Consider the following 22,649-nt stretch of genomic DNA (forward strand, 5'->3'; position numbering starts at 1 on the left):
ACGACCGTGAACCTGCAACCCTTCCTTGCAATTGATAATATAGCTCTCTTACCGTTAAACGAAGCTGACTTTGATGCGCTATACGCCGTAGCATGTGATCCTGATGTATGGGCACAGCACCCTAACAAAGACAGGTGGAAGGAAGAGGTGTTCCTGACATTTTTTGAGGGAGCAATACAAAGCGGTGGGGCTTACAAAGTTGTTGATAAAACAACCGGAACCGTGATTGGCAGCACACGTTTTTATGATTACGACGCCAATGACTCGAGCTTGTTTATTGGCTACACCTTTTATGGAACAGCATGGTGGGGTAAGGGTGTAAATCTTGAGGTTAAAGCATTGATGTTAGCTTATGCATTTCAGTTTGTTGATCATGTTTACTTTCACATCGGGGCGAACAATATCCGCTCGCAAATTGCCATTGGCCGTTTAGGCGCTATTAAAACGGGCGAGCAGGAGGTCACTTACTATGGCGAAGTTCCTAAGCTGAATTTTATGTATGGGATAGATAAAACGGCCTGGCATGCACGGCGTTAATAATGATTAGTAGAAAGCACAAAACAAAAGCTAACCACATGCTAAAATGCTTATGGAAGTATTACCCCGATAATTAGATCACAGCAGCTTACTTAGTTTTTGGTATGTATCGATCATAGAAATTGCCCGTACCCTTGGCGTCAAGGCGGCCTGCAATCACCTGCACCGAACTTTTGCTTATATCCAAATCAGGTTGCAAATGGATATGCTCTCTAGCACCAGTTGGCAAATCTGGTTCAATCTCCTGATCCAAATTGGCAAGCTCGATCAAAAGTTTGCCGAATGACCTTAACCCCTCCGGATCACCATGAATTAATACATCCTGCCATTTTTCTAAGGAACCCTCAAATTCATCTTCGTTATTGGCGACAAAAATATCTAAGTGACCAGTGATTTTTGATTGGCTGTTATTCATTTTATCACTTCGCCGTTAACCATCCGTTCGCATCCATCCAATGCTTACACACCTCAAACCATTCATCCTTGGTGGTTTTGTTTACCAAACCGTAACCATGACCACCGGCCTGGTAAATATGAAGTTCGCCCTTTACACCAGCTTTAATCATGGCCTGGTAAAACATTATGCTGTTTGCAACAGGAACAGTTTTATCATCTTCTGAATGAACCAAAAACGTTGGTGGAGTTGAAGGCGTCACCTGCTTTTCATTAGAGTAAAGATTAACTTGCTCTTCAGACGGGGTTTTGCCAATAAGGTTATCTTTTGAACCACGGTGAGTTTCGGGCCCGAAGGTAATTACAGGATAAATAAGCATACCAAAGCTGGGGCGCAAGCTTATGTTATCTTTATTATCAATAACAGCCTTATTAAAATGCGTAACTGCGGTTGATGCTAAATGCCCACCAGCCGAAAAACCAATGATGCCTACTCTTGCTGTATCAATACCCCATTCTTTAGCACGTTGGCGCACCAGTTGAATTGAACGTTGCGCATCCTGCAGCGGACCTATAGATTTATCCTGCATGATGGCATCGCTGGGTAAACGGTAGGTAAGCACAAATGCTGTAACACCAGCATCGGCAAATTTCCTAGCCACGGCCCAGCCCTCATGATCAATAGCCAGGCGGGCATAACCACCACCCGGACATACAATAACGGCAGCACCATTAGCCTTGCCTTTTTCAGGAAAAAACGGTGTAAGCGCAGGATCGGTAACCATACCTACCCTGTTACCTTCATTTTTTTCAGCATAACCAGCTGGAGCAGCTTTTGAATTAGGTACACCTTTTGGATAAAGTTTTATAGCCTGGTTATTTTGCGAAAATACTGAAGCCGTGATAGTCACTGACATTAATGCAGTAAAAAATAATTTCATATTAAGGTTAATTGGTTTATTGCGAAGCCTAATTAACGAAACAATTATGACTTAGTAGCAAATTTTTAGCGCAAGGTTAATTTACTTAGAACGTTACTTAGCAGCAAGCCAACCATTTGCATCCATCCAGCGGGTGCAGGCATCAAACCATTGTGTCCTGGTTGTTTTATTTATCAACCCAAAACCATGACCACCTGCCTGGTATAAATGCATTTCGCCTTTAACTCCGGCCTTTACCATTGCTTCATAAAACATTATGCTGTTAGCTACCGGAACAGATTTATCATCCTGCGCGTGTACGATGAAAGCTGGCGGGGTAGCAGCAGTTACTTGCTTTTCGGTAGAAAAGAAGTCCATTTTTTCTATAGATGGATTTTTACCCAACAAATTTGTTTTGGAGGCACGCCGCATTTCGGGCCCGAATGTTATTGCCGGGTATATAAGTATACCAAAAGCTGGTCGTAAATTAATGCTTTCCTTATTGTCTATTACTGCGTTTCTGAAATGTGTTATAGCCATTGACGCTAGGTGCCCTCCTGCCGAAAAACCAACCACTCCTATCTTTGCTGTGTCAATTCTCCAATCCTTAGCCCTTTGATGCAATAACTGCACGGCACGTTGCACATCCTGTAATGGCCCAATTGATTTATCGTTCATTATATCATCGCTCGGCAGGCGGTAGATTAGTACAAAGGCGGCAACACCTATCTCATTAAATTTACGGGCCACATCATACCCTTCATGCCCTGTAGCTAAACCACTGTAACCGCCGCCCGGGCAAATTACAACAGCGGTTCCGTTTGCTTTATTTTTCTCAAGAATAAATGGTATAAGTGTAGGCTCGGTAACCATACTCACCATATTATTATTGTTCTTTTGCACATAACCGGCTGGAGCAGGTTTTGAATTTGGGATGCCGCCGGGGTAAAGTTTTATAGATTGGTTACCTTGGGCATGTGAGTTATGCATAGCTATGAAACAAAAAAAGCACAGGACTAAAATGGTTCTTCTCATTGGCAGAGTGTTGATAACCAAATCTAACCCTATACTTTATAATAAGCAAGATGTGTATTGATTGATTTATGAATCTAATATTTTACGCCAAAGTTTATTCCATATTTTAACCAAGCCCCACAAAAGCAAAATGGCAGTAAACAGCAGCCACACCCCAAACGAAAAGAAATCAAGATTAGGAGTAGGGTCCGCTTCTGAAAGCGGGTATCGACCAACAAAGAAAAACGCAACCTGAAGCAACCAGGTAAGCAATAGCCATCTTTCTGGTTCTCCCGGGTTGCGTTAATCTATTTAACATTGTGGGATGTTAATTGCTTGGTCCGCCAAACTCCATCAGGTAAGCCTTCAGGAACTCGTTCAGGTCGCCATCTAAAACGGCCTGGGCGTTTGAGGTTTCATGATCTGTACGAAGATCCTTAACCAATTTGTAAGGATGCAGTACGTAGTTACGTATTTGTGAGCCCCACTCTATTTTCTTTTTACTGCCTTCAATGGCATTGGTAGCTTCCATGCGCTTACGCATTTCAATTTCGTATAACTGCGATTTTAGTAAGCGAATCGCGTTATCCTTGTTCTGCAACTGCGAGCGTGACTCCTGGTTTTTTATGATAATACCCGATGGTTTGTGGTATAAACGTACGGCAGTCTCTACCTTGTTCACATTCTGTCCACCGGCACCACCCGAACGGAAAGTTTCGAACTCAATATCGGCCGGATTGATCTCTATCTCAATGGTATCATCAACCAATGGGTACACATAAACCGATGCAAACGAGGTATGGCGCTTAGCATTAGCATCAAACGGCGATACGCGTACTAAACGGTGCACGCCGTTTTCACCTTTTAAATATCCGTAGGCAAAATCGCCTTCAAATTGCAGGGTTACGGTTTTTATACCTGCTACGTCACCTTCCTGGTAATCTTGCTCGGTAACCTTATAACCGTTTTTTTCGCCCCACATAATATACATACGCATAAGCATGCTGGCCCAGTCGCAACTTTCGGTACCACCTGCACCTGCAGTTATCTGCAATACGGCGTTCAGCTGATCTTCCTCGGCCGATAGCATGTTTTGGAACTCCAGATCTTCAATTACTTTTAACGATGCGTTAAACTGCTCCTGCATTTCAGGTTCGCTCACATCGCCGGCCTGGTAAAACTCGTATAGTACGCCGGTATCTTCTACACTGGCCAACACTTTTTGATAAGCATCAGTCCAAACCTTTTTAGCTTTTATAGATGCCAGTACTTTTTCCGCCTCTTTAGGGGCATTCCAAAAATCCGGACCAATGGTTATTTCCTGCTCCCGGGCTAGTTCTTCAAGCTTGTTATCAATGTCAAAGATGCCTCCTCAGGGAAGCTGTTCTATCCCTCAAGTCTTGTACTTGTTCTTTAGTCATAAAGCAAATATAGGTAAATGGTTTAGCTCAAAACATAAAAAAGGCCTGCCATGTTTGGCAAGCCCTTTTCTTATTATCTGCAAAGTTTATGGTTTAGGCAACCATCATTTGGTTAACCAGTCCGTTGAGGTCGGCCCGGTTACCATTTAGCTGAGATAGCATAGTGCCTAAAGCAAATTCTTTGGGTTGTTCACTGTTAGTTTCCTGAACCAATTGATTCATTACGGCAGGTATAAGTGAGTTTGCTGCATCGTGAGCCGCAGTCATATCAATACTGTAAAATTTGTTAAGCCTGTTAGCAAACTTATTACTCATGCTGCTTACCAGGTTTTGGTTATACGAACCAGAAAACTGGAAAAACTTAATGATGTCATTCACACGTCCCGTCTCCATCGAATTTTTCAGTACATCAATAATTGAGCTTGAAGCTTCGGTTAACACAGCCTCGCGTGATGCGGCAGGTATAACCGGGTTGTTCATAATTGCCATACCGGCATTATTTTTCACCAATAAAAAAAGTTTTTCAAACATGGCTTTTAATTTTTTAGCAGATTAATAAAATGTTCGGTTTATTACTTGATTTTTATCAATAAATCAAATATAACGAAACTTTGTTTTAAAAATCAAAATATCAAACAAAATATTTTGAAAATATGACAATCAGAAAGTGTATTAAAAACACTAAGATTTAGTGTAATTTTTACAGTAAGATTCAGTGTATTATTTACGCTAAGCCCACCGGACCGGATAAAAAATATGATGTAAAAGTGGTTTAAAACGTTACTTTTGGGCGTAACACAATATATCAATTATGCTGCCAAATATTGATTTTACTACTACTCAGGCCTATGAGTATTTAACCGACTACTTTCCTGAGCTGGAACCAAAGAAACTTAAAGACCTTTTTACCGCTGACCCACAACGTTTTAGCAAGTTTTCGGTTTATTTTGAGGACATGCTTTTTGATTATTCAAAAAACCGCATTGATGACAAGGTTATAGCTTTATTAATACAGTTAGCTAAAGAGTGTAGGTTAAATGAGGCAATTGCAGCCATGTTCAATGGTGATGCTATAAATGTTACTGAAGGCCGTGAGGTTTTGCATACTGCACTGCGTAACCAAAGCAATACGCCGGTATTGGTTGATGGTAAAGACGTTATGCCTGATGTCAATGCTGTATTGCAGCACATGAAGGAATTTAGTACCGCTGTAATTAGCGGCAATTGGAAAGGCTATACAGGTAAGGAAATAACTGATGTAGTAAATATTGGCATTGGTGGGTCAGACTTAGGACCGGTAATGGTGACCGAGGCTTTAAAACCTTACAAAACACGTTTGAACCTGCACTTTGTATCAAACGTTGATGGCACTCACATTGCCGAAACCTTAAAAAAAGTAAATGCCGAGACTACGCTGTTTTTAATTGCTTCAAAAACCTTTACCACGCAGGAAACCATGGCTAACGCCAACAGCGCGCGCGAATGGTTTTTAAATAGTGGCGCTACCGAGGCAGACATTGCCAGGCATTTCGCCGCTCTAAGTACTAATACAGCCGCTGTTGAAAAATTCGGTATTGATACGCAGAATATGTTTGGCTTTTGGGATTGGGTTGGTGGCCGCTACTCGTTATGGAGTGCTATTGGCTTATCAATTGCCCTGAGTGTTGGCTTTGATAACTTTGAAGCCCTTTTAAGTGGTGCCCATGCTATGGATAACCACTTTAAAAATACTGAATTTGAACAAAACATACCTGTTATTGCAGCGCTTTTAGGCGTATGGTACAACAACTTTTTTGATGCAGAAAGCCAGGCTATTTTACCATATGACCAGTACCTGCATCGCTTTGCTGCATATTTTCAGCAGGGCGACATGGAAAGTAATGGCAAATACGTTGACCGCAATGGTCAAGCTGTTGATTACCAAACAGGGCCTATTATTTGGGGAGAGCCGGGCACCAATGGTCAGCATGCATTTTATCAACTAATACATCAAGGTACAAAATTAATTCCGGCTGATTTTATTGCCCCCGCACAGTCACAAAACCCGGTTGGCGAACATCATACACTGCTACTGTCAAACTTTTTTGCTCAAACCGAAGCCTTAATGAATGGCAAAACATATGACGAAGTTGTTGCCGAACTAAAGGCGGCAGGCAAAAGTGATGAAGAGATTGTAGCATTGGCGCCATTCAAAGTATTTGAAGGTAACCGCCCAACAAACTCTATCCTGCTTAAAAAGATAACCCCGCGTGCGCTGGGTTCACTAATAGCCATGTATGAGCATAAGATATTTGTGCAAGGCATTATATGGAACATTTACAGCTTTGACCAATGGGGTGTTGAACTGGGCAAGCAATTGGCCGGCAAGATATTACCAGAACTGCGTACCGCTGATGAAATAACATCACATGATGCATCAACCAATGGCTTGATTAATCAATATAAAGATTGGAGATAGACTCCCACATAAAAGAGCAAAAGCCAGGAACATTTAACTTCCTGGCTTTTTTTATGCTGATACGTTAGTAATAAAAAGCCAAAAGCCACTTAACGTGGCTTTTGGCTTTTATAAAATCAGATGATAAATATGGTATTGTAAAAATTCAGCAGGCAATGATGTTAAACACTTTGCTTTTTTACCACCTTTATTTGATAAGTGTGCGGCCATTTCTTTCCGGTTACAAACAGGCGTTTACCAACTGCGTCCCAGGCAATGCCGTTTAGCACTGCATCGGTGTTATTAATGCCTGCGGTAGCTTGTTGTGTAAGCGAACTTAAATCAATTCGTTTAATAACCGCACCCGTTTGCGGATCAATTACTACAATATCATCTTTTTGCCACACGTTAGCGTAAATCATTCCGTCAATGTATTCCATTTCATTTAAATCATCAATCGGTCCTTGATCATCGTAAACGTCAATGGTACGCAGGGTGCGAAAGTTTTCCTTATCCATCACGAAAATTTGGTTTGAGCCGGTATTACAATATAAATTCTTCCCGTCATTACACATGCCCCAGCCTTCCTGCCCCTGCACAAAGCTAAATTTTGATAGCAGCTTCAATGTAGATTTATCATACACGTAACCTGCACGTTCATGGTAAGTAAGCTGTACAATTTTGTTATCAATTACCGTAATACCTTCATTAAAGGCGTTACAATCCATCTCAATTTTTTGCAGCACTTTGCCGTTAATGTCAGTTTTACGCAAACTCGAACGCTCTCCCTGGTCGCAGGTACCGCCATCACTTTCGTAAAATACACCGTCGCGGTATTCAAAACCTTCGGTAAATGAGGCTGTATCATGCGCAAAGGTTTTTTCAATTTGGTAAGTGTAAAGCTCCGGTGCTTTACCTGCCAGTAAATTTATGTTAGTACTTTGCTCCTGCATTTTACCATCAGCATAAATGCGTGCCGTTAACAATTTCACACCCAAACCAAGACTGGTGGTTGCCAGACTGTATGCTGTTGTATCTGTTTTTGCAATTAATCTAACCGAGTCCATAAGGTACACAATTGAGTCAACCTTATAATCAGCCGGCAGGCTAACCTTTACATCAACCTTATCGCCTTGCTTGTAGTTTGCGCCGGCATCGGGACTAATGCTTATGTCAACCGATTTATTTTTTTCGCCACAACTGTAAATCGCAAGTATGATGGTGGCTATACCTAGTATGTATTTGTTTTTCATGTAATTAATATGGCGATGGCCAAAAGGCATCTTCAATGTGCTTAAGTGTATACGTTTGTTGCGGCGTAAATAGTATAGCCACAATATCAAAACGTACCTCACCCTGGTGATTCATAATATAAATGTACTCGTCGGCCGCGCTGGCCAGCAGCTTTTGCTTACGGTTGTCAACAAAGTCTTCGGGTTCGCCAAAGCTGTTGCCGCTACGGGCTTTAACTTCGGTAAATATAATCATCCGGTCTTTATAGGCAATCAAATCAACCTCGGCTTTGCCAAAAGTCCAGTTCTCATCAAGAATTTCGTAACCGGCTGCCTCAAGGTGTGCTTTAGCAATAGCTTCGCCACGGCGGCCCAATTCATGATGTTTTGCCATATCAAAAGGGGCTATTGCTTACAGCCCAATAAATATATGCAAAAGCAGACGTAGAAATTAACAAACAGGCACAGCTACCATAAAGCATCCCCCATCCTAAATCCCGAATTACCTTTTCTTTTAAGCTATCTAAATGGAGCAAAAGACCGATCAGTATTATGACGGATGAAAGTACTGCCATTATAAATAACTGATCACTACCGGCAAAGAATCCGAAAATTACAAAATGCACCACGAGCGTTATTATCAGGTACAGGTACTTCATCTACTTTATAATTACCGATCCCAGATAATCAGAAATATGCTTCTCAATTTTTTTCATTTGCATATACTGCCCCATAATAGCATCCTGATCAACAGGGTCTTGGGCATTTTGCAGGTCTGACCGTAGTTTTTCAAGTATCTTACTTACTTTCTGTTTTTTAAGATGGAAGATGGCACCTAATATGGTAGCCTTCATATTCAGTTCTTCGCCATGCACAAATATGCGGTGCATATTATACCAGTTTTCGCTCAGCGTATACTTGGTTGATAACATATCGACTGCCAGATCAACAATCTGCTTATCGTTGTAATGAATGAAAAACTTTTCTTCGGGCAATACCCCGTTTTCAAGCTGCTGCTTGTATAGGGCTACAAAATCTTTGCAAACGGCATTATCAAACTCAACATCGCTAAGCTCGGCAATAATGAAAGGGCCAATGTAAGTATTGGCAATGTTATCCCAATTAATGATTTGGTTGCCGTAAACCAGCAAAAGCCTGATTATTTCCCTTTCCTGATTTATACCGGTTTCTACCGGTTTTGATACGGTTGGTTCATCATAAAAACCCGGTTCATCGGGCGGTGGCATTTCACCGTATGGGTTGCCCTCCTGGGGTGCAGATGGCAGCTGTTTTTGCTGGTCTTTTTTCGCCTTGCCCAGCTTCATCTTATTCAGCTCCGACAATAAAATGCGCTCATCAATTTGTAGTTGCTGACTGCACTCGCGTATAAATACCGATGCTTTAATTGAATCGGGTATTTTGGCAATGCTTTCAACAATTTCGCGAATTACATTTGCACGCTGTATCGGATCTGTACCAGCTTCTTTAAGCAAGATGCTGGTTTTGTAAAGAATGAAGTCTTTTTTGTTTTGCTCGATGTGGGTTTTGAAGGCATTGCTGCCAACTTTTCGCACATAGGAGTCGGGGTCGTGCCCATCAGGAAAAGACACAACTTTAACGTTCAGCCCTTCTTCCAATATAAGGTCGAGCCCTCGCAGTGAAGCCTTTATACCGGCAGCATCGCCGTCATATAATATGGTGATATTTTTGGTGAAGCGGGATATTAAACGAATTTGCTCAACCGTAAGCGAAGTACCTGATGATGCCACAACATTCTCAATACCAGCCTGATGGACTGATAAAACGTCGGCGTATCCTTCTACCAGGTAACAATTATCATCATCACGTATAGCCTTTTTGGCAAAGTACAACCCGTACAGTACGTTCGACTTATGGTATATTTCTGACTCGGGCGAGTTAACGTATTTTGGTACGTTTTTATCGGTTTTAAGCGTACGACCGCCAAACGCAATTACCCGGCCTGTAAAGCCATGTATTGGAAACATAACCCGGCCGCGGTAACGGTCATAAAGCTGCCCGTTATCACGCTTTACCGAAAGGCCGCTTTCAACCAAAAACTCCGGTTGATAAGCATTTTTAATAGCCTGGCTGGTAAAGGCCTCCCATTGGTCGGGCGAGTAGCCCAACTCAAATTTTTTGATAATATCATTACTAAAACCTCGTTCCCTGAAATAGCTTAGGCCGATGCTTTTTCCTTCAGGTGTGTCCCACATGGCTTCCTGAAAAAACTTAGCTGCATAGGCGCTTACAACCATCAGGCTTTCACGGCGGTTATCAGCTTCGATGTTTTCGGGCTTATCCTGCAGTTCTTCAACTTCAATTCCGTATTTTTTGGCCAGCCATTTTAAAGCCTCGGGGTACGAAAACTTTTCAAGCTCCATCAAAAAAGTAACCGCCGAACCACCCTTTCCGGTAGAAAAATCTTTAAAAATGCCTTTAGCCGGAGAAACGGTAAATGATGGTGTTTTTTCGTTGGCAAACGGTGAAAGGCCTACGTAGTTGGCACCACGCTTTTTTAACTGCACAAATTCGCCAATAACCTCAACAATGTCGATGGCTTCCATTATACGGTCAATGGTTTGTTTGGTAATCATGCGCAGCTATAGCCCTCAAAAACAAGGTAACAAAAATATACAATTATCATCGCAGATGCATATGCCTTTTGTTGTTTAATAAATATCTAAACCTTTGTTACGTTACTCATATCCTTAACGTATATGTACTAAACCTCTTAACCAATTAATTATGAAAAAATTAACTTGCATAGTGTTAGCTACGTTATCAATGTTTATTATCTCTTGCAAAAAAGACAAGGATAACGAGCAAAAACAAGATTTTTACTTCACCGCCGATAAGAACAACGAAAAGTGGGTTGCTCAGTTTGTAGCTTTCGGAGAAAATGGTGCTAAAAATTACGTTCTGGTAGGTAACAAATTAGAGGAACATTTGAGGATCAATATAACAACCAATAGTTTGAACCAGTATGTTGTAATTGCTCCTAAAACCGAATTTATAATTACTATTGGACAGGATGCCGTTGTTGCAAGGTATATACTTGATGAGGATGCCACCAATAAGGTGAATGTAACCAGCTATGATACAACAAAGGTAATTATGAAAGGTAATTTCAATATTTACCTAAAAAAAGTAACCGGTGATAATACTTACCCTGCAACCATTAATTTTTCGAGCGGTAACTTTAAGCTAACTAAGGCTTATGATTAATATTTGTTAAGCCTTAATAACTGCTTTACACAACTTGCCCGCTGCCTCTTGTTTGTTGTATCTAAATTGTATTTTTACCGCTCAATTTTAAAAGATATATGAGTCAGCGAATTAAAATTAAAGCACTGCTGCAAACTACACCGGCAGAACAAGAGGTGAATGTTAAAGGATGGGTACGCACCTTTCGTAATAATCAGTTTATTGCTTTAAATGATGGCTCAACTAATAGCAACATTCAAATTGTTGTTGATTTTCAAAATACTGATGAGGCCCTTTTGAAGCGTATTACTACCGGTGCTGCGCTTAGCGTTACCGGTATTTTGGTAGCAAGCCTAGGCAAAGGCCAGGCGGTTGATGTTAAAGCCACCAACATTGAAATATTAGGAGACAGCGACCCGGAAAAATACCCCTTACAACCAAAGAAACACAGTTTAGAATTTTTGCGGGAGATTGCCCACCTGCGCTTCCGTACCAATACTTTTGGTGCCATCTTTAGGGTGCGTAACAGCCTGGCATTTGCAGTACATCGTTTTTTCCAGGAGCAAGGCTTTGTTTACCTGCATACCCCGGTAATTACAGCATCAGACGCTGAAGGCGCCGGCGAAGCATTTAAAGTAACCAACCTTGATTTGAATAACCTACCCCGTACCGAAAACGGCGAAATTGATTATAAGCAAGACTTTTTTGGTCGTGCTACCAATTTGACCGTGTCTGGCCAGTTAGAAGGTGAGTTGGGTGCTATGGCCCTGAGTGATATTTATACTTTTGGCCCTACTTTCCGTGCCGAAAATTCGAACACTACACGCCACCTGGCCGAGTTTTGGATGATTGAGCCAGAAATGGCGTTTTATGATCTGGCCGATAACATGGACCTGGCTGAAGGTTTATTAAAATATGTTATTAACTATGCGCTTGAGCATAACCGCGAAGATATAGAGTTTTTAACCCAGCGTTTACTTGATGAGGAGAAAAGCAAGCCTCAGCAAGAACGTTCAGAAATGAGTCTTTTAGAAAAACTTCAGTTTTGTTTAAATAACAATTTTGAACGTTTAACCTATACCCAAGCTATAGACATTCTGAAAGATTCAACACCTAACAAAAAGAAAAAATTCCAATATTTAATTGAAGGTTGGGGTGCCGATTTGCAATCAGAACATGAGCGTTATTTGGTTGAGAAACACTTTAAAAAACCGGTTATACTGACCGATTACCCCAAAGAGATCAAATCTTTCTACATGCGCCAAAATGACGATGGCAAAACTGTTGCTGCTATGGACATCCTGTTCCCCGGCATTGGTGAAATTGTAGGCGGTTCGCAGCGCGAAGAACGTTTGGAAAAACTGGAACAACGCATGGACGAGATTGGCATTCCTAAAGATGAGCTTTGGTGGTACCTTGATACCCGCCGCTTTGGAGGTTGCCCGCACGCCGGCTTTGGTTTAGGTTTTGAGCGCCTGGTGTTGTTTGTTACCGGCATGGGCAATATACGTGACGTAATTCCATTCCCGCGTTTCCCTAAAAACGCAGAGTTTTAATTTTTAAATACCATTTTAGAAATGCCGTAAGCTAACGTTTAGCTTGCGGCATTTTTTATTTATATAGCGCTGCAAACCCTGACCTAAAAATGACCTAACAAAAATTGATAACGGATGTTCAATTAATACATGTTACAACATTCACTTGTTATATATACATGCTGATGCAATTGTTAAATTAAACATTATTAAGATGAAAAGCTTGGAAAGTAAAGTAGCTCTGGTAACAGGAGCAGGTTCGGGAATTGGGAAAGCTGTTGCTATTGCGTATGCTCGTGAAGGGGCAGCGGTAATGGTATCTGATATTAACGAAGAGGCCGGCAAACAAACAGTTGAATTAATTGAGAAGAGTGGCGGCAAGGCATCTTTCTTTAAAGCCGATACGTCGACACCGGAAGGCAACGAAGCGTTGGTAAACACTACGCTCGAAACGTTTGGAAAACTTGATATTGCCTGTAATAACGCAGGTATTGGTGGTGAAGCTGCTGAAACAGGCAATTACTCACTCGAAGCCTGGAAAAAAGTATTAGATATAAACCTTAACGGTGTATTTTACGGCTGTAAGTACCAGTTAACCGCTATGGAACAGAACGGCGGTGGTGCAATCATTAATATGGCGTCAATACACGGTACGGTGGCTGCACCTATGTCAAGCGCTTATACAACCACTAAGCACGCAGTTGTTGGTTTAACAAAAAATATTGGTGCCGAATATGCACAAAAGAACATTCGCTGTAATGCCGTAGGGCCGGGTTATATTGATACCCCTTTGCTTGAAAAAAATCTGAAGCCTGAACAGCTAGAAGCACTTAAACAAAAACATCCTATAGGCCGCTTAGGCAAAGCAGAGGAAGTTGCTGAATTGGTAGTTTTTTTGAGTTCAGATAAAGCTTCATTTATTACCGGGGCTTACTACCTTATTGATGGTGGTTACACTGCCGTATAGTTTACTACTACTTCTTTTTATATACAAGCAGGAGGCCGGTTATAATAACCGGCCTTTTTTTATGATTTTAATTGACTTGCCAATTTTAATGACAATTGCGTAAATTACACCATTAACTCTCACAAAGCGTTTTTCATGAAAAAACTACTACTTCTGCTCACTGCTTTTGTGTTTACGCAAAAACCAACCTTTGCTCAACAACAGGAGCATTTATTATGGATGCAACAGCCGTCCATATCTCCCGATGGTAAGTGGATAGCCTTTGAATACAAGGGCAATTTGTTTAAAGTTCCATCTACAGGCGGCACAGCCGTTCCGTTAACTATTAACAGCTCATATAACGGCTACCCGGTTTGGAGCCATGATGGGCAATCCATCGCTTTTGCATCTGACCGTTATGGCAATTTTGATGTTTACATTATGGCGGCCAGCGGCGGTTCGGCCACAAGGTTAACCTTTGCATCAGACCGCGATATTCCTTACGAATTTTCAACAGATAACCAAAAAGTATACTTTGGTACCGATCGTAATGACCTGGCATCATCAGTACGTTTTCCGAGCAACGCGCTGTTTATGAAGTTATATAGCGTACCTGCAAAAGGCGGTCGCAGTATTATGGTAAACGCCGCAGGTATGGATAACATGCACCTGAATAAGGCCGGCGATAAAATGATTTTCCAGGATCGAAAGGGTTATGAAGATCCCTGGCGCAAGCACCACACATCAGCCGTTACGCGCGATATATGGGTTTATGATACCGCTACCAAAGCTTATACCAAAGTATCTCCTTTTGTGGGCGAAGACCGTGAACCGGTTTGGGGCAGTGGCGACTCCTTCTATTACTTAAGCGAACGTAACGGTAATCAAAATTTATTTAAGGCAAGTTTGGCAGCAGCAAACGCTCCATCACAGTTAACTAATTTTACTAAAGATCCGGTGCGCAACTTATCGCGCGCTGAAGACGGTACTCTTGCCTTTACACAATGTGGCGAATTGTACACTTTAAAAGATGGTGGTCAGCCTCAAAAAGTAAACATCAGCCTAAGTGCCGATTTTAATGGCAGCCAGGTGCAAAACATGCCCGTACGAGGCGATGCTACCGAAATTGCGGTATCACCAAACGGTAAAGAAGTTGCCTTGGTATACCGTGGCGAAATATTTGTAACATCTGTTGATGGTAACATTACTAAACGTATTACCAATACGCCTTACCAGGAGCGTATGATACAGTTTAGTCCTGATGGGCGCTCATTGCTTTATTCAGTAGAAAATGCAGGTTCATGGGATATTTATAAAACCACTTTGGCAAGCGCAACAGAGCCTTATTTCTTTGCATCAACCACGCTCAAAACCGAGCCTGTAATTAACACTGACAAAGAGGAATTTCAACCTGTATACTCACCCGACGGCAAGAAAATTGCCTATCTGGAAGAAAGAAATATAGTTAAGGTATATGATTTAACCACCAAAAAAACGGTTACTGTATTGCCCCAGGGAATTAATTTCTCTTATTCAGACGGAGACCAATTCTTTTCATGGTCGCCTGATAGCAAGTATTTGTTAATACAATCAGAAGAAGGAGCTTTTGGCCGCAGTGAAATTGCCTTTGTTAAGGCCGACGGTACCGGCAAGCGCCTTAACTTAACCGAAAGCGGTTTTGATGACGGCAGACCACGCTGGGGCATGAACGGCAAGATGATGTATTGGCAAAGCGACAGACTGGGTATGAAAAACTTATCCCGTGGCTCTCAAACTGATGTTTACGCCATGTTTTTTGATCAAACCGCATGGGATAGATTCCGCTTGAGCAAGGAAGACCTGGATATTCGTAAGCAAGAAGAGAAGCGTGACTCAACCAACAAAGCTGCCGATAAAACAACCAAATCTACCCCTAAAAATGCCAAAACTCCTGCAGGGATTGCACCATATGCTTACGAGCCAAACTTCAAAAACCTGGAAGACCGTACAGTACGCCTAACCGTTGGTTCGGCCGATATTGCAGACGACATTATGTCAAAAGACGGTGAAAAACTGTTTTATCTTGCCCGTTATGATAAAGGTTATGATTTGTGGGTAACCTCTCCACGCACTAAAGAGACCAAAGTGCTTGCCGCTCTAAATTCAGGCGGAGGTTCGCTGGAATTAACTCCTGATGGTAAGAGTTTGTTTGTGATGGCCGGAGGCAACGTTATGAAAGTAAATGTTGATGATGGTAAGGTTACGCCTGTAAAAATAAACAGCAATATGGATTTGGATGCTGCTGCCGAGCGTGCCTACATTTTTGACCATTCATGGAAACAGGTAACTAAAAAGTTCTTCGATCCTAAATTACAGGGCGTTGATTGGAATTATTACCATAATACTTACGGTAAGTTCCTGCCACATATTAACAACAACTATGACTTCCAGGTATTGTTAAGCGAATTTTTGGGTGAGCTTAACGGCTCGCACACCGGCGGCCGCTATTCACCGCAATTTCCTAATGCTGATGTTACTGCTGCCCTGGGCTTACTGTACGACCAAACCAAAGGCGGCGATGGCTTAGTAGTAGCCGATATAATTACCGGTGGACCGTTTGATGTGGCACGTACCAAAATGAGAAAAGGCTACATTATTGATAAAATTGACGGCGAAGCCATTACTGCTGCTGAGGATTGGACTAAATTATTAAACCGTAAGGTAGATAAATACACGCTTGTTAGTTTCCATGACCCTAAAACCAATGTGCGTTATGAGGAGAATGTAAAACCAGTAGCCCCTGGCTACGAGCGTAGCGTGTTGCTTTACAACCGCTGGACGCGAATGATGGAACACTTGGTTGATAGCCTTTCAAAAGGCCAGGTTGGCTATGTACACGTACAAGGCATGAACGACCCAAGCTACCGCGTTACGTTTGATAAAGTGCTGGGTAAAAACTTCAGTAAAAAAGCACTGATTGTTGATACCCGTTTTAACGGCGGTGGCTGGCTGCACGATGAGTTGGTGACTTTCCTGGGTGGTAAAAAATACATGGAGCTGCGTCCGCAAGGGCACCCTACCGAAGGCGGCGAATCATTGAGTAAATGGAACAAGCCAAGTTGTGTGGTGATGAGCGAAGGCAACTACTCGGATGCATTCATCTTCCCTTGGGCCTATAAAACGCTTAAACTGGGTAAGCTTATAGGTATGCCGGTTGCCGGTACAGGCACTGCTGTTTGGTGGGAAAGACAGATTGACGGCACCTTAGTGTTTGGTATACCAATGGTATCAACCTGGGGCATAGGCGACACTCATCCTACCGAAAATGCGCAGGTAGAACCTGATATTAAAGTACTGAACGAATACAGCAAATTCCTGAACGGCGAAGACCAGCAAATGGAAACCGCAGTTAAGGAGATGTTAAGCGTAGTGAAGTAAAATAATTCACTAATAAACGCAGAAAGCCGCTCAATTGAGCGGCTTTCTGCGTTTATTGTTTTTAACAACATATGTTTTCTTGTCATTTCGAACGATAGTGAGAAATCTTGTTAATGCGGACAAGCTTTGTAGGCTGAACAGGATCTCTCACTATCGTTCGAGATGACAAGTTGTAAAGAGTTATTTCAAAGAATTATGGCTATTAAACCAAATTATTCACAAACCAATCAATTCCCTAATTGCTTAACAGCTATGTATGCCATTAAACCGGTGCTTATAGCCAGCGCATCTTCATCTACATCAAATGTTGGCGTATGTACGGCTGAGGTTATGCCACGGCTTTCGTTGCGGGTACCCAAACGGTAAAAACATGCATCAGAGGCTTGTGAAAAATAAGCAAAGTCTTCGGCGGCCATCCATATGTCAAGGTCGAGCACATTTTCTTTTCCTAAATAATCTTCGGCATAAGCACGTACATAAGCGGTTAATTTCTCTTCGTTGATAAGAAAAGGATAACCATTCCTAATCTCAAAATCGCAGCTCCCACCCATGCTTTCGGCAATGCCTTCGGCCATCTTCTTCATTTTGATGTGTGCCTCTTTGCGCCACTGCTCATCCATTGTACGAAAAGTACCCTCAAGGTAAACTTCGTTAGGAATAATGTTGGTAGCACCGTTGGCAATTACTTTACCAAACGATAGTACCGACGGACTTTTAGGATCGGCAAAGCGGCTAACCACTTGCTGCAGCGCAGTAAGTATGTGTGCAGTTATAATAACAGGATCAATGTTTTGCTGGGGTTGTGCACCATGTCCACCTTTACCGTGCACAGTAACATAAATTTCATCAGTGCTGGCCATGTATTTACCTGCCCTGAAACCTACTTTACCGGCATCAATTAAAGGCATTACGTGCTGCCCTAAAACAGCTTGTGGTTTAGGGTTTTCCAGCACACCTTCCTGTATCATGAGGTTGGCGCCACCGGGCAGTTTCTCTTCGGCAGGTTGAAATATCAGTTTAATGGTTCCGCCAAACTCATCTTTAAGGTTGCTTAAAATTGTGGCAGTACCCAATAACGATGACGTATGCACATCATGACCGCAAGCATGCATTACGCCTACGTTTTTTGATTTGTATGGAACATCGTTAGCCTCTGTAATGGGCAGCGCGTCCATATCGGCGCGTAAGGCAATAACGTTTTCAGATGGCTTATTGCCTTTCAACAAACCCACAACGCCATTATTAGCCAGGCGGCTATGCGGAATACCCAGTTCGTCTAAACGTGCCTCTACATAAGCAGAAGTTTGCACCTCATCAAATGACAGCTCGGGGTTGGCGTGCAGGTGACGTCGGTAACCAACAATATTGCTGAATATACTTTTGGATAGTTCCTGTATCTTTTCTTTAATCATTGCATATTAGGATTAGCGTCCAGTTTGGGCGGATTAATTTTTTCGGATATAATAAATAACGAAGTAAATGTACCCCGTAGCTCTTGCATGAGTTTTGATGCTTCGAGCCGCGTGCGGAAGTCGCCTGCCTTTACTTTAAAGTTAGGCTCGGCGTAATTTATGTAAGTACGTAATTCAGGGTGCATTTGCTGCATTCTGTTTTGCGCATCAAATGCACTTTTGCGATTGGGACCAATAAAAAATTGCACACGGTAACCATATGACGATGAAAGACCGGCTCCGCGCACCATGCCTTTTGAAAGGTTGCCACGATGAGCAATAAGCGAATCAATGCGTGAATCTTTAATTACTTCAAGCTTGCCACGCTCACCTTGCTGATTTTGAGCTTGTGCCGAAAAGGCAAATAAGCAAGCGATAATACAGGCAACTAATGCAACTCCAAATTTATTATGTACTGAAGTAAAAACTCCTTTTACTCTTTTTAAAAACATCCCTATTAAATAAAAACGCCATTGCAAAGTACGAAACGCTCTGATGATTTCTTTATTACAGCAGAGATTGCTTCGTACCTCGCAATGACGTACTTGTGTTTTATGCTACGGTACGGTACTTAAGCCCCGTGACAGTTCTTGAATTTTTTACCACTGCCGCAAGGACAAGGGTCATTTCTACCTATTTTTTGTTCGGCACGTACCGGCTGCTGTTTTTCCTGCACAAGCTCTTCATCAGGCACACCATTGGTTTCGTGTACTAATTCGGGCTTACTCATGCGTAACTGGCGCATATCAGTACGTGGTATTGGCTGCGCCTCGTGCACCTCTTCAGGAGCCTGCTGAACCGGAATACCACCTCTGAACAAGAAGCTAACCAGTTCCTTATTTACGTTAGCCAGCATTTGGCGGAACAATTCAAACGCTTCGAATTTGTAAACCAACAATGGGTCCTTTTGCTCATAAACAGCATTTTGTACCGATTGCTTTAACTCATCCATTTCGCGAAGATGCTCTTTCCAGGCATCATCAATAAGGTATAGCGTTACGTTTTTCTCAAACGATTTAAACACTTCCAAACCATTATTTTCAACTGCCTTTTTCAACGGCACGGCTACCTGTATACCATGTACGCCATCAGTAAACGGCACTACAATGTTTTCAATGTATTCGCCGCGGGTTTTATAAACGTCTTGCAAAACAGGGTTAGCCTGCTCGGCAATGCTTTCCATTTTACGGTGGTAGAATGCAGTTACTGTTGCAAATACCGCTTCGGTAATTTTAATAGCGTTACCACCGGTAAACTCTTCCTGTGTAACTTCCGGATCAACCGAGAATAAACGGATAATTTCCAGTTGGAAGCCTTCGTAGTTGTTAGAGTCCTTGTACTCAGTTACTACATCTTCAACCACATCATAAATGGTGTTGTTGATGTCAACATCCAAACGCTCGCCAAACAAGGCATTTTTACGCTTAGTGTAAATAACGGTACGCTGAGAATTCATTACGTCGTCATACTCCAGCAAGCGCTTACGTATACCAAAGTTGTTCTCTTCTACTTTCTTCTGCGCACGTTCTATTGACTTGGTAATCATAGAGTGCTGGATAACCTCACCCTCTTCAATACCCATACGTACCATCAGGTTAGAGATACGCTCTGAGCCAAATAAACGCATCAGGTTATCCTCTAACGATACGAAGAACTGTGACGAACCCGGGTCGCCCTGACGACCTGCACGACCACGCAACTGGCGATCGACACGGCGCGACTCATGGCGCTCGGTACCTACAATGGCTAAACCTCCGGCTTCTTTAACGCCAGGGCCTAATTTAATATCCGTACCACGGCCAGCCATGTTGGTGGCAATGGTTACCGTACCAGCTTTACCAGCCTCGGCCACAATATCGGCCTCCTTTTGGTGCATTTTGGCGTTAAGTACGTTATGCTTAATGCCACGCAGCTTAAGCATACGGCTCAGTAATTCTGATATTTCAACCGAAGTGGTACCCACCAATACCGGACGACCGGCTTGTGTTAGCTGTACAATTTCTTCGGCCACGGCATTGTATTTTTCGCGCATGGTGCGGTAAACCAAATCTTGACGGTCATCGCGCTTAGCAACAACGTTGGTTGGTATTTCCACCACATCAAGCTTGTAAATCTCCCACAACTCACCAGCTTCGGTTACGGCAGTACCTGTCATACCACAAAGCTTGTGATACATACGGAAGTAGTTTTGCAGCGTAATGGTAGCAAAGGTTTGGGTAGCATCCTCTACCTTAACGTTCTCCTTAGCCTCAATAGCCTGGTGTAAACCGTCAGAGTAACGGCGGCCATCTAAAATACGGCCGGTTTGCTCGTCTACAATTTTAACCTTGCCTTCGTCAACAATGTATTCAGTATCTTTTTCAAATAAGGTATAAGCCTTAAGTAATTGATTTATGGAGTGAATACGCTCTGATTTGATGGAGAAATCGCGCATTAGCTCATCTTTTTGCGCAACTTTTTCTTCAGCGCTTAAGTCCGACTTTTCAATTTTAGCAATCTCGGTACCAACGTCAGGCATAACGAAAAATTTAGCGTCTTCGCCCGATGCTGTAATCAATTCGATACCTTTTTCAGTCAGCTCAACCGAGTTGTTTTTCTCGTCAATAACAAAAAATAATTCAGCATCAACCTTAGGCATTTCCTTGCCTTGGTCCTGCATGTAATAATTCTCTGTTTTTTGAAGCACGGTGCGGTTACCGCCCTCGCTCAAAAATTTAATTAAGGCTTTGCTTTTAGGTAAACCACGGTGTGCCCGTATCAAGGCCATACCGCCTTCGTCGCTACCGGTTTTACCTTCGTTTATTTGCTTTTTAGCTTCGTTTAAAGCTTTGTTAACAAAATCTTTCTGTGCATTTACCAAACGCTCAATACGTGGTTTAAGCATATAAAACTCATGCTCATCGCCGCGTGGTATTGGGCCTGATATAATTAATGGCGTACGGGCATCATCAACCAATACCGAGTCAACCTCATCCACCATGGCAAAGTGCAGCTTGCGTTGTACCAGCTCTTCAGGTGTGCGGGTCATGTTATCACGCAGGTAGTCAAAACCAAATTCGTTGTTGGTACCAAAAGTAATGTCAGCAAGATAGGCGTTGCGGCGGGCTTCTGAGTTAGGCTCGTGCTTATCAATACAATCAACCGAAAGACCGTGGAACTCATACAGTGGACCCATCCACTCCGAGTCACGACGGGCAAGGTAATCGTTTACGGTTACAATGTGTACGCCCTGTCCGGCCAATGCATTAAGGTAAGCAGGTAAGGTAGCCACCAGGGTTTTACCCTCGCCAGTAGCCATCTCAGCAATTTTACCGCTGTGCAATACGGTACCACCTATAAGCTGTACATCATAATGCACCATGTTCCATTTAACCTCGTTACCGGCAGCTATCCAGCTGCTGGCATGTAAAGCTTTATCTCCCTGAATAACCACGTTGCCTTTGCGGGCAGCCAATTGGCGGTCAAATTCAGTAGCAGTAACCTCAATGTGGGGGTTACCAGCCCAGCGGCGTGCGGTTTCTTTAACAACTGCAAATGCCTCAGGTAGTATATTTAACAAGATAACTTCAAGCTCCTTGTTACGGTCTTTTTCTAATTTATCAACCTGGCTGTAAAGCTCAACTTTAGCGTTTACATCCATGTCGGGGTTAGCGTCAATATCAGCTTTAATAGCTTTTATCTGCTCGTCAATTGAAGCTAAACCTTCAGCAATTTTTTCTTTAAAGTATATGGTTTTACCCCGCAACTCATCGTTGCTCAGGTTTTCGAGCTTGGTAAATTCGCTTTTTATTTTCTCAACCAGTGGCTGAATGCTTTTAACATCGCGTTCTGATTTGCTTCCAAAAAGCTTACTGATAAATCCTAACATAATTTTGATATAATTCGTCTCTTCAACCCAACAATTACGCCAACCCGCCCAATAGTGGCATTATGACAGGCGCGAAGTTACGTTTTAAAAGTTTTACTTCATAGTTTGCAACAGGATAGTTAAGTTGAATGCAATGAGGGCTGATAATTGGCAAACAACCCTAATTTGCACAACCATTAAATTCCGATGATATTACTATGACATATCTTCCATTGATGTGGCTTTTTGACAGCTAAACTCAAAAACTAATATC

The 22,649-nt window shown here is 42.3% G+C and carries 17 protein-coding genes; 6 read left to right on the forward strand and 11 right to left on the reverse strand.

Annotated features, from left to right (window positions below; genetic code table 11):
- Positions 1-6 precede the first annotated feature (6 nt).
- Positions 7-537 (forward strand): GNAT family N-acetyltransferase, encoded by a 531-nt coding sequence (locus QZ407_RS10895; RefSeq protein WP_295770820.1) that lies wholly within the window; start codon positions 7-9, stop codon positions 535-537.
- Positions 538-625: 88 nt separating this feature from the next.
- On the opposite strand, the gene QZ407_RS10900 is transcribed toward QZ407_RS10895, so the two are convergent.
- The 5 genes from QZ407_RS10900 to QZ407_RS10920 form a co-directional block, all read right to left on the reverse strand.
- Positions 626-952, reverse strand: a complete 327-nt coding sequence (locus QZ407_RS10900; RefSeq protein ID WP_295770822.1) for a hypothetical protein — start codon at positions 950-952, stop codon at positions 626-628.
- A 4-nt stretch (positions 953-956) separates the two neighbouring features.
- The gene (locus QZ407_RS10905) at positions 957-1,871 is read right to left on the reverse strand and encodes an alpha/beta hydrolase (RefSeq protein ID WP_295770824.1); all 915 of its coding nucleotides are present in this window, start codon (positions 1,869-1,871) and stop codon (positions 957-959) included.
- Positions 1,872-1,964: 93 nt separating this feature from the next.
- Positions 1,965-2,840 (reverse strand): alpha/beta hydrolase, encoded by an 876-nt coding sequence (locus tag QZ407_RS10910; RefSeq protein ID WP_295770826.1) that lies wholly within the window; start codon positions 2,838-2,840, stop codon positions 1,965-1,967.
- A 352-nt stretch (positions 2,841-3,192) separates the two neighbouring features.
- Positions 3,193-4,285, reverse strand: a protein-coding gene (gene prfB, locus QZ407_RS10915; protein ID WP_295770828.1) for a peptide chain release factor 2 whose coding sequence is annotated in 2 segments (ribosomal slippage) — positions 3,193-4,224 and positions 4,226-4,285 — 1,092 coding nt in all. Because the reading frame shifts where the segments join, the coding sequence is not laid out codon by codon here.
- 93 nt (positions 4,286-4,378) lie between these two features.
- A complete protein-coding gene (locus QZ407_RS10920; RefSeq protein ID WP_295770830.1) occupies positions 4,379-4,816 on the reverse strand; it encodes a hypothetical protein in 438 nt (145 codons plus the stop codon).
- A gap of 280 nt (positions 4,817-5,096) precedes the next feature.
- On the opposite strand from QZ407_RS10920, the gene pgi reads away from it, so the two are divergent.
- Positions 5,097-6,743: a glucose-6-phosphate isomerase gene (gene pgi, locus QZ407_RS10925; protein WP_295770832.1), complete on the forward strand. Its 1,647-nt coding sequence runs from the start codon at positions 5,097-5,099 to the stop codon at positions 6,741-6,743.
- 161 nt (positions 6,744-6,904) lie between these two features.
- On the opposite strand, the gene QZ407_RS10930 is transcribed toward pgi, so the two are convergent.
- The 3 genes from QZ407_RS10930 to dnaG form a co-directional block, all read right to left on the reverse strand.
- A complete protein-coding gene (locus QZ407_RS10930) occupies positions 6,905-7,975 on the reverse strand; it encodes a glutaminyl-peptide cyclotransferase (protein WP_295770834.1) in 1,071 nt (356 codons plus the stop codon).
- A 4-nt stretch (positions 7,976-7,979) separates the two neighbouring features.
- Positions 7,980-8,348 carry a YraN family protein gene (locus QZ407_RS10935; protein ID WP_295770837.1) on the reverse strand — a complete coding sequence of 123 codons (369 nt, stop codon included), beginning with the start codon at positions 8,346-8,348 and terminating at the stop codon, positions 7,980-7,982.
- A 265-nt stretch (positions 8,349-8,613) separates the two neighbouring features.
- Positions 8,614-10,569: a DNA primase gene (gene dnaG / locus QZ407_RS10940; protein ID WP_295770839.1), complete on the reverse strand. Its 1,956-nt coding sequence runs from the start codon at positions 10,567-10,569 to the stop codon at positions 8,614-8,616.
- A 151-nt stretch (positions 10,570-10,720) separates the two neighbouring features.
- Between dnaG and QZ407_RS10945 the strand changes: the two genes are divergently transcribed.
- The 4 genes from QZ407_RS10945 to QZ407_RS10960 all read left to right on the forward strand — a co-directional run bounded on the left by QZ407_RS10945 (position 10,721) and on the right by QZ407_RS10960 (position 17,077).
- On the forward strand, positions 10,721-11,200 hold the full coding sequence (locus tag QZ407_RS10945; RefSeq protein ID WP_295770842.1) for a DUF6252 family protein: 480 nt from the start codon (positions 10,721-10,723) through the stop codon (positions 11,198-11,200).
- Positions 11,201-11,298: 98 nt separating this feature from the next.
- Positions 11,299-12,735, forward strand: coding sequence for an asparagine--tRNA ligase (asnS, locus tag QZ407_RS10950; RefSeq protein ID WP_295770844.1), 1,437 nt, complete (start codon positions 11,299-11,301; stop codon positions 12,733-12,735).
- Between the two features lie 193 nt (positions 12,736-12,928).
- The gene (locus QZ407_RS10955) at positions 12,929-13,681 is read left to right on the forward strand and encodes a glucose 1-dehydrogenase (protein WP_157542900.1); all 753 of its coding nucleotides are present in this window, start codon (positions 12,929-12,931) and stop codon (positions 13,679-13,681) included.
- Positions 13,682-13,816: 135 nt separating this feature from the next.
- A complete protein-coding gene (locus tag QZ407_RS10960; RefSeq protein WP_295770850.1) occupies positions 13,817-17,077 on the forward strand; it encodes a S41 family peptidase in 3,261 nt (1,086 codons plus the stop codon).
- A gap of 227 nt (positions 17,078-17,304) precedes the next feature.
- On the opposite strand, the gene QZ407_RS10965 is transcribed toward QZ407_RS10960, so the two are convergent.
- The 3 genes from QZ407_RS10965 to secA form a co-directional block, all read right to left on the reverse strand.
- Positions 17,305-18,489: a M20 family metallopeptidase gene (locus QZ407_RS10965; RefSeq protein WP_295770853.1), complete on the reverse strand. Its 1,185-nt coding sequence runs from the start codon at positions 18,487-18,489 to the stop codon at positions 17,305-17,307.
- Positions 18,486-18,980 carry an SPOR domain-containing protein gene (locus QZ407_RS10970; protein ID WP_295770856.1) on the reverse strand — a complete coding sequence of 165 codons (495 nt, stop codon included), beginning with the start codon at positions 18,978-18,980 and terminating at the stop codon, positions 18,486-18,488. Before QZ407_RS10970 ends, QZ407_RS10965 begins: the two co-directional genes overlap by 4 nt.
- Before the next feature lie 119 nt (positions 18,981-19,099).
- Complete coding sequence (gene secA / locus QZ407_RS10975) at positions 19,100-22,396, reverse strand: preprotein translocase subunit SecA (RefSeq protein ID WP_295770858.1); 3,297 nt, start codon at positions 22,394-22,396, stop codon at positions 19,100-19,102.
- Positions 22,397-22,649: the final 253 nt, after the last annotated feature.

Origin of the sequence: uncultured Mucilaginibacter sp. (assembly GCF_913773635.1) — a bacterium.
In the GTDB taxonomy this organism is placed as follows: Bacteria; Bacteroidota; Bacteroidia; order Sphingobacteriales; family Sphingobacteriaceae; genus Mucilaginibacter.

Bases quoted from the DNA above. Each gene is read 5' to 3' on its own strand.
- QZ407_RS10900 (WP_295770822.1), bottom strand. From the start codon at position 952: ATGAATAACAGCCAATCAAAAATCACTGGTCACTTAGATATTTTTGTC.
- QZ407_RS10905 (WP_295770824.1), bottom strand. From the start codon at position 1,871: ATGAAATTATTTTTTACTGCATTAATGTCAGTGACTATCACGGCTTCA.
- QZ407_RS10910 (WP_295770826.1), bottom strand. From the start codon at position 2,840: ATGCATAACTCACATGCCCAAGGTAACCAATCTATAAAACTTTACCCC.
- QZ407_RS10920 (WP_295770830.1), bottom strand. From the start codon at position 4,816: ATGTTTGAAAAACTTTTTTTATTGGTGAAAAATAATGCCGGTATGGCA.
- pgi (WP_295770832.1), top strand. From the start codon at position 5,097: ATGCTGCCAAATATTGATTTTACTACTACTCAGGCCTATGAGTATTTA.
- QZ407_RS10930 (WP_295770834.1), bottom strand. From the start codon at position 7,975: ATGAAAAACAAATACATACTAGGTATAGCCACCATCATACTTGCGATT.
- QZ407_RS10935 (WP_295770837.1), bottom strand. From the start codon at position 8,348: ATGGCAAAACATCATGAATTGGGCCGCCGTGGCGAAGCTATTGCTAAA.
- dnaG (WP_295770839.1), bottom strand. From the start codon at position 10,569: ATGATTACCAAACAAACCATTGACCGTATAATGGAAGCCATCGACATT.
- QZ407_RS10945 (WP_295770842.1), top strand. From the start codon at position 10,721: ATGAAAAAATTAACTTGCATAGTGTTAGCTACGTTATCAATGTTTATT.
- asnS (WP_295770844.1), top strand. From the start codon at position 11,299: ATGAGTCAGCGAATTAAAATTAAAGCACTGCTGCAAACTACACCGGCA.
- QZ407_RS10955 (WP_157542900.1), top strand. From the start codon at position 12,929: ATGAAAAGCTTGGAAAGTAAAGTAGCTCTGGTAACAGGAGCAGGTTCG.
- QZ407_RS10960 (WP_295770850.1), top strand. From the start codon at position 13,817: ATGAAAAAACTACTACTTCTGCTCACTGCTTTTGTGTTTACGCAAAAA.
- QZ407_RS10965 (WP_295770853.1), bottom strand. From the start codon at position 18,489: ATGATTAAAGAAAAGATACAGGAACTATCCAAAAGTATATTCAGCAAT.
- QZ407_RS10970 (WP_295770856.1), bottom strand. From the start codon at position 18,980: ATGTTTTTAAAAAGAGTAAAAGGAGTTTTTACTTCAGTACATAATAAA.
- secA (WP_295770858.1), bottom strand. From the start codon at position 22,396: ATGTTAGGATTTATCAGTAAGCTTTTTGGAAGCAAATCAGAACGCGAT.